At 54.4% G+C, this 12,956-nt stretch carries 15 protein-coding genes; 6 read left to right on the forward strand and 9 right to left on the reverse strand.

Features of this window, described 5'->3' with window-relative positions; translation table 11 throughout:
• Nucleotides 1-145 precede the first annotated feature (145 nt).
• On the reverse strand, nucleotides 146-691 hold the full coding sequence (locus RBB47_RS07900) for a hypothetical protein (protein ID WP_305985224.1): 546 nt from the start codon (nucleotides 689-691) through the stop codon (nucleotides 146-148).
• 591 nt (nucleotides 692-1,282) lie between these two features.
• Between RBB47_RS07900 and RBB47_RS07905 the strand changes: the two genes are divergently transcribed.
• The 3 genes from RBB47_RS07905 to RBB47_RS07915 are packed head-to-tail and all read left to right on the forward strand — an operon-like array spanning nucleotide 1,283 to nucleotide 2,221.
• Entirely contained in the window at nucleotides 1,283-1,495 is a 213-nt protein-coding gene (locus RBB47_RS07905) for a hypothetical protein (RefSeq protein ID WP_305985225.1), read from the forward strand.
• A 4-nt stretch (nucleotides 1,496-1,499) separates the two neighbouring features.
• Nucleotides 1,500-1,709, forward strand: coding sequence for a hypothetical protein (locus RBB47_RS07910; protein ID WP_305985226.1), 210 nt, complete (start codon nucleotides 1,500-1,502; stop codon nucleotides 1,707-1,709).
• On the forward strand, nucleotides 1,709-2,221 hold the full coding sequence (locus RBB47_RS07915) for a hypothetical protein (protein WP_305985227.1): 513 nt from the start codon (nucleotides 1,709-1,711) through the stop codon (nucleotides 2,219-2,221). The genes RBB47_RS07910 and RBB47_RS07915 overlap by 1 nt, the downstream gene beginning before the upstream one ends.
• On the opposite strand, the gene RBB47_RS07920 is transcribed toward RBB47_RS07915, so the two are convergent.
• Nucleotides 2,142-2,831, reverse strand: a complete 690-nt coding sequence (locus RBB47_RS07920; protein ID WP_305985228.1) for a hypothetical protein — start codon at nucleotides 2,829-2,831, stop codon at nucleotides 2,142-2,144. The two genes, RBB47_RS07915 and RBB47_RS07920, sit on opposite strands and share 80 nt — an antisense overlap.
• A 517-nt stretch (nucleotides 2,832-3,348) precedes the next feature.
• Complete coding sequence (locus RBB47_RS07925) at nucleotides 3,349-3,537, reverse strand: hypothetical protein (protein ID WP_305985229.1); 189 nt, start codon at nucleotides 3,535-3,537, stop codon at nucleotides 3,349-3,351.
• A gap of 271 nt (nucleotides 3,538-3,808) precedes the next feature.
• Between RBB47_RS07925 and RBB47_RS07930 the strand changes: the two genes are divergently transcribed.
• The 3 genes from RBB47_RS07930 (at nucleotide 3,809) to RBB47_RS07940 (ending at nucleotide 8,416) form a co-directional block, all read left to right on the forward strand.
• Nucleotides 3,809-5,044 carry a cytochrome P450 gene (locus RBB47_RS07930; RefSeq protein WP_305985230.1) on the forward strand — a complete coding sequence of 412 codons (1,236 nt, stop codon included), beginning with the start codon at nucleotides 3,809-3,811 and terminating at the stop codon, nucleotides 5,042-5,044.
• 657 nt (nucleotides 5,045-5,701) lie between these two features.
• A complete protein-coding gene (locus RBB47_RS07935) occupies nucleotides 5,702-6,883 on the forward strand; it encodes a glycerophosphodiester phosphodiesterase family protein (RefSeq protein WP_305985231.1) in 1,182 nt (393 codons plus the stop codon).
• Between the two features lie 123 nt (nucleotides 6,884-7,006).
• Nucleotides 7,007-8,416, forward strand: coding sequence for a hypothetical protein (locus RBB47_RS07940; RefSeq protein WP_305985232.1), 1,410 nt, complete (start codon nucleotides 7,007-7,009; stop codon nucleotides 8,414-8,416).
• Nucleotides 8,417-8,428: 12 nt separating this feature from the next.
• On the opposite strand, the gene RBB47_RS07945 is transcribed toward RBB47_RS07940, so the two are convergent.
• The 6 genes from RBB47_RS07945 to RBB47_RS07970 all read right to left on the reverse strand — a co-directional run bounded on the left by RBB47_RS07945 (nucleotide 8,429) and on the right by RBB47_RS07970 (nucleotide 12,888).
• Nucleotides 8,429-9,013 carry a MerR family transcriptional regulator gene (locus tag RBB47_RS07945; protein ID WP_305985233.1) on the reverse strand — a complete coding sequence of 195 codons (585 nt, stop codon included), beginning with the start codon at nucleotides 9,011-9,013 and terminating at the stop codon, nucleotides 8,429-8,431.
• Nucleotides 9,014-9,024: 11 nt separating this feature from the next.
• Entirely contained in the window at nucleotides 9,025-9,339 is a 315-nt protein-coding gene (locus RBB47_RS07950; protein ID WP_305985234.1) for an integration host factor subunit alpha, read from the reverse strand.
• A 143-nt stretch (nucleotides 9,340-9,482) separates the two neighbouring features.
• The gene (locus tag RBB47_RS07955) at nucleotides 9,483-10,460 is read right to left on the reverse strand and encodes a beta-ketoacyl-ACP synthase III (RefSeq protein ID WP_305985235.1); all 978 of its coding nucleotides are present in this window, start codon (nucleotides 10,458-10,460) and stop codon (nucleotides 9,483-9,485) included.
• Nucleotides 10,457-11,521, reverse strand: coding sequence for a phosphate acyltransferase PlsX (gene plsX, locus RBB47_RS07960; RefSeq protein ID WP_305985236.1), 1,065 nt, complete (start codon nucleotides 11,519-11,521; stop codon nucleotides 10,457-10,459). Before plsX ends, RBB47_RS07955 begins: the two co-directional genes overlap by 4 nt.
• A 214-nt stretch (nucleotides 11,522-11,735) precedes the next feature.
• Nucleotides 11,736-12,308 carry a DUF177 domain-containing protein gene (locus RBB47_RS07965; RefSeq protein ID WP_305985237.1) on the reverse strand — a complete coding sequence of 191 codons (573 nt, stop codon included), beginning with the start codon at nucleotides 12,306-12,308 and terminating at the stop codon, nucleotides 11,736-11,738.
• Between the two features lie 31 nt (nucleotides 12,309-12,339).
• Nucleotides 12,340-12,888: a ubiquinol-cytochrome C chaperone family protein gene (locus RBB47_RS07970; RefSeq protein WP_305985238.1), complete on the reverse strand. Its 549-nt coding sequence runs from the start codon at nucleotides 12,886-12,888 to the stop codon at nucleotides 12,340-12,342.
• Nucleotides 12,889-12,956 lie beyond the last annotated feature (68 nt).

The raw sequence follows: 12,956 nt of genomic DNA on the forward strand, positions 1-12,956 counted from the left end.
CGGCTGAAAGACATGGTCACAGGATCACGCAGTCTCTGACTTGACCAACGTCAAGCGCTGCATGAGCCAGACTATGCGCCCCGCGCATCACACGGTCCTCGAGATACCGCCCAGGTCGGCGTCTGATCACGTTGAGACCCTCTGACTACCGGAGTTTCTTCATCTCATCGGCGAAGAACCTGTCAAATTCCTCCGGTGGAAGCCAGCCGACCGGCGTGCCCTCCAGTTTTTGGCCCAGGAACAACTTCACCGCCGCGACAGCGTTCCAGCTCTGGGATCCAGCGGAAAAGTAAGGACGCATCGGGACGTGCGTGCCATCCTTTAAGGCAAGGTCAGGTCGAAAGATCCCATTTGAGGTGTTGTCGCGTCTGTGTTCGTTGAGCTGCGCGGTTTCAAGATCACTCAGGCGCCAGTCCCAGGTCTCGGTGCCCGTTCGGCTCTCAACCACGAGCGAGATCGCATCCTTGAGCCGGTCAAAGGTGATGGTCGATCTGATCCGGGTGAGCTTCAGATAGAGGAAACTGCAAGGAGCGGCCGCCAAGGACACACCAGCAGGCACCCATAAGCCTTCCCAGGCGAACCAGGCCGCCGCAAGAACCAACGCGCCGGACAAAAAGCTCATTGCCAGGGCCTTGTCGCCCTGATCGTCGCGCAGCACGAGCCTGTCACCGGTTTTGTCCCGTATTTTCATCCAGTTAGTCTGAGTTGCGCGAAAGGTTGCGTCAAGGACGCGCGTATTCGTGCGCTTTTCCACCCGTTTTTGCCTCAGGCAACCTGGCAAGGCAGATCAAGAAAAGTCACGCTCTGCGCGTGCCTTGTGCCACGCGTCGATATTGCCGGATCGGTTGTTTCAATCCGATTAGCGTTCATCTTAATGCTGAACTAGGGTTCGGACATACGGGACGGTATAGGCGCGTGCAACGTGAAGGTGACGCAATCACAATAGAAGTAAGAAAAGTTCATTCTTTCAATTCAGTACACATGAAACCTCATCTGAATTGTAATGAGCTGCAAATTGCGCCTTCGACCTTGGATATTATCTCGAGTCAGCCAACACTGTGCGTGCCAGAATACGTCTTGCTGGAGTGCAGTCGTGGAACACATCATGAAATGCAATATCACGCTTGTTTCACGTCTGGCGTGTGATTTTTAACGTCACGCCTCATTGCGAGCGTGTAGGGACGTAATCTGCAAACAATTGTTAGTTTTCCCGATGCAAGATTGACCGGTATTATTTTGTCCGGCGGTTCGGCGTAAGAAGAGATCACGAATTGGAATATTCATGACGCTCATGGAAGACTTGATTGGTGATCTGACAGGGAAGTCCATGCGCATGAGTGGTATTGTGCACGACGATATAAGTGACGACACCTTGCTAAGAGACCTTCGAACGCAGCTTGACGGCTTGCTTGAAGACAGGAACGCGGCCCTTCCGATGGAAGCCTACACGCTCGTCGTGATGCGCGCATTCCGGAACCTGCGGGAGACTGGTTGAAGCCATGGATCTTCAGGCGTTCCTGAACGAAGAGGCTGAATGCTATGCGGACATGTTCGACGGCGGACTTGTCATCCGCGGGTTCATAAGCACCATGCTTGAAGGATATGACGGCAAGTCGGACTGGCAGGAGTTCACGCCGCAAGAGCGCGATGAAATCGTCATGAACTGCCACAGAATGATCGAGCTGCTACGGCAGGCGGAGGAAGGATAATGCACATCAAGCGCGTTGATCCGGCAAACATGAAAGGATTGGCGGGACAGCAGATCCAGGATCTTGATGCGTTTTTGCGCCACACAAGTGGTACATTCCGTCCCGATATGCCCCTGTTTCACCGCGTCGTGTTCACTTCGATAAACGCTAGTGGCGATCACATCCCGCAAATCGGGTATGTCGGCAAGGAAAGCTACATCAAGGAAATCATGGAAGGGCAGTTCGGCAGTGATTTCGCCTCCGCTATCCGAAACCAGGACCCCCGATTTGACGAAGCCGTTGCAGGCGGATTTGCAAGGGCGGCGCAAGGAGACCGGGTCTTTGAGCTGGTTGAAATGGAAGTGACACCGCCCGGTGCATTACAGAATATTCCCGTAAGCTATTACAGGCTCATAGAACGTTTGTGGCTGGGCACGCCGCACCCGGTTCTGGTCAATCTGACACTCCCAACACCGGCGCAGTTTCGTGAGCATCTATTGTTGCCAGATAAAGCACATCTACTGGCCAATTGAACAGGAACATGTCGTCCTGCTTGCGATCATCAGGCGGATTCAACCACTTAGTGGCATAGGGGTAGGCGTGAAAGGCGCCGTAGATCGCGCCGAGAGACTTGCGAACCCGGTCCGCGCGCGCAAGTCCAACGCAGGCTGACGTCGTTTTCCAGGTCGCAAGGCCGAGATAAAGATTCATCCTTGCAACAAGCGCAAGCCGCTCAAGGGATTTCCTTGCTGAACCGTGTCCGGGAATGTTCAACGCGTCGCCCGAATAAATCACCTGCCCCCGGATATCGCGCATGGGCGGGCAGACCCAGGACGTGTCAATCGGGTATTCCGCGCCGTATATTCTGGCAAGCTGGACACGGTGATAGTCGAGATAGGTCATGCCTCCCGTATCGAAAAGCTGACTGCAATAGAACGAGACCGGTTCTTCGCCGGCAAAGGCGACATGACAGAAGCCGTTGTGCCCGTTGAAGTCGAAGAACCTGTTCTGAAAAAAGGGGGTTACTTCCTTACCACACGCTTCGAGCGCGGGCACAACATCGTTGAAATCACGCAGAACCCGGACATTGCACCCGAGCGCATACAGCTTCGCCCGACACGCCGAATAGGCGTTAAACAACATTGCAACGTCTTCAGGTCCCAAAGAACCCCCCATTTCCGCATGTTTATTTGCAAAAAGATGCTGCCGGCGAGAAAGAGGTGATCGATTTGCCGGCGCATAGGAATTCAGCCCCTACCACTGAAAACCCATCAATCGGGCAAAAAAATAGTCCAAGTCTCACACAACCACTATTAATCGCTATGAGTGGTTTTGCCTAGAATAAATCGTCAAATTTACCATTAATTGAAGCTTATATTGGAAACAGAACCGAACCAAATCCAGTAAAATTTTAATTAAATTTTTCCCAATCCGAATAATCGGCAAAATTTTGAATGCAGATTAATCCTCTCCGGCATGTACAACCAAGAATATACTCTAAAAGGTTGTCGACCGCACGGTGCCGGCGCAGAGATACTTTTTTAGTATTAATGCAGGGCGCGACGAGGAAGGCAGTTGTGAACCATCGTTGAGATGTCAGCAGGGAGGAAACACGGCGGGGATCAAGCGACCGATCAACGGCTAGGGCACGGGAAAGAGGTCAGGCAGCGTTGTGGTTCTGGCGATTGACCTTGCCGATGAACTCGGACAGCCAGGCGATTTCTTTCAGGTAAACTTCCATGCTGAGTGAGGCCAGTTCCATAAGCAGTGCCTGCGGATCCGGATTGTCGAACCCGGTTTCCTGAAGGAATGTCTGGTACTCCTCACGAAAAGATTTCGGCACACGCATCTCGGTCTCACGCACGGATGGTTCACTTGAGTTTTCGGACTGTCATGTCCTTGCCAACGATATCGTTAACCGGCTTCCTATTTCCCTGATATCGTCAGTTTTTCCCTTTCCTCGCTTTCCCCAGCAACTCCTGCTCTGGTTCGGAAAAACGCCGACAAATGCTGAAAACAGCGTCACTTCCGCGCTTTTCCCTTGCACTTGAGCAGCGAAATCTTCGACCCTGCCAAGAATCACAATCTTAAACGATCCACCTTGCCCCAATGAGACCTGAATGAGCCCGTCCACAGACCTTTCCTTTGATCCTTTGTCCGGGGCGTTCGCCCAGGATCCGCACCCTTCCTACGCCGCATTGCGCGCTCGGCCGGGACTGACCTATTTCGAGGATTTCGACGTCTGGCTGGCTGCCCGATTTGACGATGTGTCGGCGATCGTGATGCATGACAAGATGGTCCGCTCCATGGAGCATGTTGCCACGGCTGAAGAAATTGCCGCGCAGAAGCAGGCGGGCAACTGGCATGACATGCCGCACCATTCCCGTTTCGTGCAATTTTCTCTGCTCGACAGCGACGGTGATATTCATGACCGGTTGCGGAAGCAGGTTTTCAAGCTGTTCACGCCAGTCATGGTCAACAAGCTTCGAGACGACATACAGGCCTATGTCGACAGCCTGATCGACAGCCTGACCGACAGGCCGGAAATCGACTTCGTGGAGGATCTGGCTGCTCACGTCCCCGGTCACATCATCGGGCGTATTCTGGGTGTCCCTGACGAAGACTGCCCGCAGCTTCGCATCTGGTCGGAAAACATCGTCCAGTTTTTCGATATCGACCGGTCGGACGAACGCAAGGAATTGGCTGAGCGCAACACCACTGAATTCTATCACTATCTTCTCGACCTGAAGGCGCGCCGCGAGGCCACGCCGCAGGACGATCTTCTTTCCCTGATGATAGAGGCCGAACGGCAAGGCCACATGAACCATGACGAGTTCTTCTCAACCGCAATGCTGATCCTGATGGCCGGGCACGGATCCACGATCGATGTTCTGGGAAGCGGCATGCATGCGCTTTTGAAGTTCCCCTCGGAAATGGCGCGTCTGCGAAACGATCCGACCCTGATGAAGACTGCGGTCCAGGAAATGTTCCGCTACGAATCGCCCCTTCCCTTCTTCCACCGATACTGCACGGAAGATGTCGAAATCTGCGGCCAGAACTTCTCCCGAGGAACGAAGTTCGGCGTCCTTTACGGCTCAGCCAACCGCGACCCGGAGCAATTTCCGGATGCCGACAGGTTTGATGTCGGGCGAACCCCAAACTGGCACATCGCCTTTGGCCGTGGCGCCCATTTCTGTCTGGGAAACCATCTCGCCAGGCTCGACATGGACATCATCTTTTCAACGCTCTTGAGACGGTTCAAGTCGATCGAACTGGCGCAAGAAACCGTTTCCTACAAGCGCGGACTGTCGGTCAGGGGGCCTGAGAGGCTGACCGTGTCATGGAAGTCAAAGTGAGCAGAATGCGAAAACAGTTTTTTCAACGATTTCTTTTAATTGTATTATTCTTAACTATCGTGGCCGTGACAAATTATTTGACACCATTTTTGACCTCGGACGCATTAACAAAACATTCCACGAAAATTTACATTATCACGACTTTTCTTTTACTATTATTTTTGTGCTTCCCGCTTTTGACGGCACCTACAGAGACTTTGGATTTAACTCTCGGGCAAAAAGTGATCGTAACCTTATTTTCAATTTTGATTTGTGCTGCTTCGAGTACTGTTTTTTTGCATACAATTCCGTATTTTTTCACGCTATTCGTACACACGGAGTCCACATCAATCTTCGAAGTCGACGGTGTCTACTATCAGCATAGAAATCGCCGGTTCGGTTGCCCCCAAGCGCTAGAAATTGAGAGTCAGCCAATCTGGGGAACAAGGCTTTGTGTGGATTACGCAACGAGTAAAATCGTGGATGAAGCTCTGACGCAAAGAATTCAAACGTCGTGCGAAATTCTTGTAACAGGCAAATCAAGCTGGTTCGGCATGATACCGGCAAGCGTTAGTTTGAGCGACCCAGGAATTAATAGGCCTTGCTATGTCTTTCGCCGCAACTAATTGCAAATTCATTCAAGTCCTGAACTTCGTTGCCAGGAGATTGCCTGTTTCCATGATCGGACTGTCGGTTGTGGTGCCACAGCTTTCTTTGGCCACCGAAGCAATCTCGCTTGGCCCCCGGCCCGCCTACCTCGTTCAGCAAATGCAAGAAAGCGAACTAAAGTCGAAGCTAGCCAGCTGCCTCGGCCAACCGGCAAAGCGCACCCTTTTCTCGATCGGTCACCGCGGCGCGCCCTTGCAGTTTCCCGAGCTCACCGAAGAAGGCTATCGCGCAGGCGCGCTGATGGGAGCGGGCATCCTCGAATGCGACGTCACCTTCACCAAGGACAAAGAACTGGTCTGCCGTCATTCGCAAAGCGACCTGCATACGACAACCAACATTCTGGCGACAGATCTGGCCGCAAAATGCACCGGAGGATTTGTTCCGGCACAAGGTGACACACCCGCCTCCGCCGAATGCCGCACATCGGACATTACGCTCGCCGAGTTCAGATCCTTGAGTGGGAAAATGGATGGCGCAAATAAGTCCGCACAAAGTGTGGATGATTACCTGAAGGGTACAGCCGGCTGGCGTACCGAGCTTTACGGCCTTTCAGGGACGCTATTGACGCACGCGGAGTCGATTGCGCTCTTCAAGGATCTCGGTGTCAAATTCACACCCGAACTGAAGGCACCGGCAGTGGCGATGCCCTACGACGGCTTCAGCCAGAGCGACTATGCGCAAAAGCTAATTGATGATTACAAGGCCGCCGGCATCGCGCCGGAAGACGTCTTTCCGCAATCGTTCAATCTGCAGGATGTCCTCTACTGGATCGAAAACGAACCGGAATTTGGAAAGCAGGCCGTTTTCCTCGACGGTCGCCGGGACCTCAATCCTCTCGACCCGTCGACATTCTCACCGTCAATGCAGGAGCTGAAGGATGCTGGTGTGAATTACCTCGCACCGCCTCTTTTTGTTCTGCTCACCTTGGAGAACGGCGAGATTGTTCCCTCGCCCTATGCCAGAGAAGCGAAAGCAGCCGGTCTCAACCTGATCACCTGGACACTGGAGCGCTCCGGCCCGCTCAACTCCGGCGGCGGCTGGTACTATCAGACAGTTGCGGAAGCGATCGACGGTGACGGAAAGATGCTGGAAGTCGTGGACGTTCTTGCAAAGGACGTTGGTGTAAAGGGTATTTTTTCAGACTGGCCGGCGACAACCAGCTTCTACGCAAGCTGCATGGACCTTGAGTAATCCGCGCACGCCATGCACTGCTGTCGTGCCGGATCACAAAATTGTTTCGAAGATTGCTAATCACTTCTTCACCCGTTGTGTTTAACATTTTGGAAATTAGAACCACGATTTGCGGCCAATCAGTTGAAAACACATCCACTTACGAGCATCGACAGCCAGGTTCTTTACCGACAGTCACAACCGCTGGACGGAGAGAAGCTCTTCGGTTTCATAACCGAAGCGGCAAAGGCTGTTGGCACAGCCGAGGAAGATTGCGAACTTATCGAGGTTACCGAGGAGCTGGATGTCCGTGCTCGTTGCGCCGACTATCAGGTGCAGGTGACACAATCCGTTCCATTTGCGGAAGATGACTACCTCAAGATTGCCCTCGACACGTTTTCCTTCGAGACCTCGCTCAAAAGTGTTCCGGAAATTGACGACACCATCACCGCCTGCATCCACGTTTCCGTGCAAAAACGTGCGATGGGGGAGGAAGACGCACCCGCCAGGAGTTCCAACCTGGCCGATGCGCAGATTGCAGCGTTCAGTGGTTCTAGCGAAGCATTGTCAGCCATGGCGCTGGCAAAGGACGTCGTGGCGCGCATCGTTCAGAATACCCAGCCGGCTTCCGTCTTCTGGGGACCGAGCGTGTTTCTTGTGGAACCTGAGAAATTTCTCGAACTTGCTTCGGCCAAGAACCCGCTCTCGCTATACCTGCATTGTCATGTCTACAGCCACTATTCTCCGGACGCCGGCAAGCGGCTGTTCGGTGTCATCGCTTCCGGAGCGCAGTGGCTCATCGGCCGAAACGTTGAATTCAAACCTTCACCGCTGCCGCCTCAGTACCTTGTTGAAAAAGTCTATGATTTTGTCCGCTTCACGCTGAAAAACGATGGGCTGCTGAGCGAAAGTGACGTGTTCGGCAGGGACGAAAATGAAAGAATACGGCCGATCATGCATCGGAGCAGCGGCAGCGGCCCCGACAGTGTCGAGCTGAAGGTGATCTACAATCCGGAGTTCGGCATCACGCATGACACTTCGCTGAGGTTCGACGACTTGGAGACCACCGGTCTTGGGTCATTCGACGATCCACATCTTGAGGACGAAGATACAGATCTAAACCCAAACGATCCGGTCGACGCTGCCATTCTTGAACGGCTCGCGGAACTCAACAAGGATGCACCGGCCCCCTCAAGCGATCATTCTGCGAAGGTGGACGCGCAAGCTCTACCAGACGTTCCTGCTCCCGATGCACTGGTTCCAGAGACAACAGCTCCAGAAGCAACAGCTCCAGAGGTAACGGCTCCAGCGGTCTCGGAGCCTACGGTTCCGGAACAGGGGACGGTAGCGCCAGAAGCAACGCCAGCTCCGGATATGGCCCCAGCTCCTGAACCCGTTCAGCGCCCGCGAACGGTCCAGCCGCAGGCGCAGAAGATGTCTATGGCCGAGTTGAGGGATTTTGCGAAAGAAGCGCAGGTGCCTTTGGCGGCAATCGAAGACAGGCCAAAAAAACGCGGCCTTCTCGGCAAATTCTTCAAGAAAAAGTCAGGCTGATCTAGCGTCTGTTCAACGGGCCTGGTCAAGCGTCCGCTTGCACTCGAGTAGCTCAAACAGCGTTGCCTGCAAACGCCGTATGTCCTCTTTCGAAACCGCCGGCTGTACCGCAGAGGCCCCGGGTGTAGGTTTCTCGCCCCGAAGCCGGTTCAGTATATTGAGCCCACCCGATTGGGGGAGCGACCCGCCCTCGTCATGGTCTTGTTCGCCAAGCACACCATTGGGCAGCGCTTCGTCCTGTACCACCTGGGAACTGGCTGCTGCGTTGGCCGGGGCTTCTTCATTCTGGATAACGGTGGGTTGAAGCGGTGAAGCATCTTCCCGCCAGATCTGCATGACGAAGCGTTGTCCCTGCTCTTTCAGGATCCGCTGCACGCCCTTGATCGTGTAGCCTTCACCGTAAAGCAGGTGCCTGATACCCTTGAGCAGCTCAACATCGTCAGGACGATAGTAGCGTCTTCCGCCTCCCCGCTTCAGCGGCTTTATCTGGGAAAACCGCGTCTCCCAGAAGCGCAGCACATGCTGCGGCAAGTCCAGGTCGTCTGCGACTTCGCTGATTGTTCTAAAGGCGTCTGGGCTTTTGTCCTGCGAGGTCATCCGATCTCAGATTATTTGTTGGCCTGTCCTGTCAACGCATCATTGATACGCTGTTTCAATACGTTAGATGGTTTGAAGACCATCACGCGGCGCGGTGAAATCGGTACTTCCTCGCCGGTCTTCGGGTTGCGGCCTATACGTTCTCCCTTGGAGCGGACCACAAATGAACCGAAGCTTGATAATTTTACCGATTCTCCGGTAACAAGACAGTCTGAAATTTCAGAAAGTACACGTTCGACCAATTCAGATGACTCGGTCCGAGACAAGCCAACCTTTTGATAAACGGCTTCACACAAATCCGCTCGGGTAATAGTCCGATTGCCCATAACCCCTCCACATCGACGCCAGCGATCTGGCTGATTTTGCAAGAGAACTCCAACGCAAGGCCCTACGGTATTGCCTCACGGCGAGCCGGTCAACCGGAACTCTTCAACAAGATCAGATTTGTAGAGGGTGGCAACCGCACCACTTACCAGCGTAGCAGCACCGATCCCCAGGTGAATCCGCCGCCCATAGCCTCAAGCATCAAAAGATCGTTCTTTTTGACACGTCCGTCCTTGACCGCCGTGTCGAGGGCAAGTGGGATTGAGGCAGCCGACGTGTTGCCGTGTAGCTGAACTGTGGTCACGACCTTCTCGGGCGCAATGCCGAGTTTTTTGGCGCTGGCATCGATAATGCGCTTGTTCGCCTGGTGCGGAACAAACCAGTCCAGGTCATCCGATGTCAGACCCGTCGCCTCGTAGGCGTCTTCGATCACATCCGTGATCATGCCTACGGCGTGCTTGAAGACTTCCCTGCCTTCCATGCGCAGGTAGCCGACGGTCTGGGTTGCCGAAGGCCCGCCGTCGACATAGAGCTTGTCCTTGTGACGGCCGTCAGAGCGAAGATGAGAGGTCAGTATGCCCCGGTCTTCGTTGCTTCCCGCGCAATCGCTTTTTTCCAGCACCACCGCACCGGCACCGTCGCCGAACAGGACACAGGTCGTACGATCCTGCCAGTCCAGGATGCGCGAAAAGGTCTCGGCGCCGATAACCAGGCATCTTTCGGATAGCCCTGCCCGAATGTAAGCATCCGCCGTCGTCATGGCATACACGAAGCCGGAGCACACGGCCTGAACGTCGAACGCACAGCCATGGGTTATGCCCAACCCGGCCTGAACCGTGACCGAAGTCGCCGGAAAGGTGTTGTCCGGAGTAGCTGTCGCCAGAATGATTGTGTCGATGTCCGACGCCTCGCGGCCCGCATCCGACAAGGCTGCCTGGGCCGCTTCCAGTGCGAGATCCGACGTGACCTGCCCTTCCCTGGCAATATGGCGCTGCTCGATGCCTGTCCGCTGAACAATCCATTCATCGGACGTATCCACCATCTTTGCCAGATCGCTGTTGGTCAGCACTTTTTCCGGCAGGAAACTGCCACAACCGGTCACGATTGAACGGATTACGCTCACGAATCACCTTCCGCTGTCGGCGCGGCTTCTGCGAAGCGGCCGCGATGATAATGCACAAGATCCTGAGCAATCTTGTGGGTCAGTTCATTTTTCACCATGTCATAGGCCAGATCGATGGCCGACGCATAGCCTTCCGCATCTGTCCCGCCATGGCTTTTGATCACAATGCCGTTCAATCCGAGAAACACACCGCCATTGACTTTGCGCGGATCCATTTTCTCGCGCAGCAGATCAAAGGCGCCTTTGGCGAAGAGATAGCCGATCTTCGACATAAATGTCCGGTTCATCGCCGACCGCAGGTAGCTGCCAATCTGCTTGGCCGTTCCCTCGGCCGTTTTCAGCGCAATGTTGCCGGCAAATCCTTCCGTCACGACAACGTCCACCGTTCCCTTGCCGAGATCGCTGCCTTCAACAAATCCCGCATATTCCAGCGAGCGTAATGGGGTTTCCCGCAAGAGGCGGCCGGCTGTGCGGACTTCTTCGAGCCCCTTGACCTCTTCAACGCCGATATTGAGCAAACCGACGCTCGGTCGTTGAACGCCGAACAGGGCCCGCGCCATTGCGCCGCCCAGAATTGCAAAATCGATCAGCTGCTGTGCATCAGCGCCAATCGTGGCCCCGACGTCCAGCACAACGGATTCCCCGCGTGTCGTTGGCCAGATCGCCGCAATCGCGGGACGTTCGATATTGGCCATCGTGCGGAGGCAGAACTTGGACATGGCCATCAACGCACCGGTGTTGCCTGCGGAAACCGCAACAGATGCATCGCCGGATTTCACCGCTTCAATGGACCGCCACATGCTCGAGCGCCACCGCCCCTGGCGCAGTGCCTGGCTGGGTTTCGTATCCATCGCGATCGATACGTCACAGTGGTGCAGGACAGAAGCCTCTTTCACCCGCGGATACTGCTCCAACAACGGGAGCAGAACGTTTTCGTTGCCATAGAGAAGGAAGCGAATTTCCGGGTGACGAACGAGCGCAATTTCAGCTCCGGGAATGACAACTTCGGCCCCGCTATCGCCACCCATCGCATCCAAGGAAATCGGAATTGTTTTCGCCATTCAAAAGGTCTTTTAACGTTTCGCTTACACGTGCCGCATCGGATGATGCCGCAAGAAAAGTCCCACCCATTTGGCAGGAGCCCGGATCGGGCGCGAACATAACGGTTTTGCACGGAGTGACAACAGTTTTCCTGTGCTCACGCAGAACTGGCGTTGAAAACGCATGGTAAGGACAATCCGACGTTGTTGATCCCGTTTCGATTGGCCATCAATGTCAGTCTTCGGAATCGTTTTTCAACGCCTGCAAGGCAGCAAATGGCGACGGTTTCGAATCTTCTTCTTTATCGGGCACAGTTTCTTCTTCACTGCCGCCTTCGAATTCGGCGCCTGGCTTGCGCGGGAACGGATCAAGCGAAAGCGCAAGCTCTTCGCAGATTACCGCACCGAGATCCAGCACGCCGTCGACGATGGCGTCAGGCGGATCAAGTGATTCCAGGTCAATTTCGATTTCACCTGCCTCGTTCAGATCTCTTACTTTCCGAGGCCTACTCGAGACGGGTTCGAAGGTCCTGTCGACGTCCAGGGTCACGTGGCTCTCAAACGGCTCGAGCGAAACAACACAGTTCTGTGTGATGTCGGCGCTGACCTCTCCAACAACACGCAGGCCTTCCTTTCTGTAAGGCTTGAGCGTGAAGCTAGCTTTCAAGTCCTTCATTGCGACAAGATCATACGCAGCTGAAATAGACTTCAGCTCCCTTGCATCCGGCTGCACCACAATCGTCTCATCCTTGTCGACAACTTTCCTGGCATTGACCGAATGGGAAAAGGGAAATGTTTCTGATGCCATTGTTTTTCTTTCGTTTCGTCGCTGACGCGCATCAGACCTTGAGCGTCGCAAATGCGTTGGGATCTGGCCAAGTGAGATTACCGTCCATGAGAGCCGCAGTGGGCTGTTCGGCCAGAGTTTTCGCAGCTTCCAGTGCGTAGTATGCGAGCCTCTTTTGCGCAAGCTGCTCGGGATTGTCCGGGTAGATATTGCGCCCCAACGCTGCTGCAAGTTCCTCCGGATCGCCGTTATCGATGGCTGGAATATAGACATCCGCGCGGCCATAAAAAGCTTCGCCCATCACTTTCACCTTCTTGGGGACACGGGTATCGCTCACACCCATTTCCCGCAACGACGCGTCCATGTCCTGGAAAAACAGGTCGAAAACGTCCTGGGTGAATTCGGCAACCTTTGCGCCCTCCCCGCGCATGCGCCTGAAATAAAGCACTGCGTGCATCACGATCAGATCGAACCGGCCGTCGATCGTGTCGGGAACAAGAAAGTCTGTATAAAAGACCGGCTGCCGCGCTTGAGCCACGATTTCACAATAAACCTTGTGCTCGGCATCACGTGACCGGCGGCGGAACAGGCCGAAAACCATGACCGTCTCCATTTGACTCAGGTGTTGCCTTGTGCCCTATCCCACGATAGTGACTTTGCCAAGCAACG

This window comes from Roseibium sp. MMSF_3544 (genome assembly GCF_030732845.1).
Lineage (GTDB): Bacteria > Pseudomonadota > Alphaproteobacteria > Rhizobiales > Stappiaceae > Roseibium.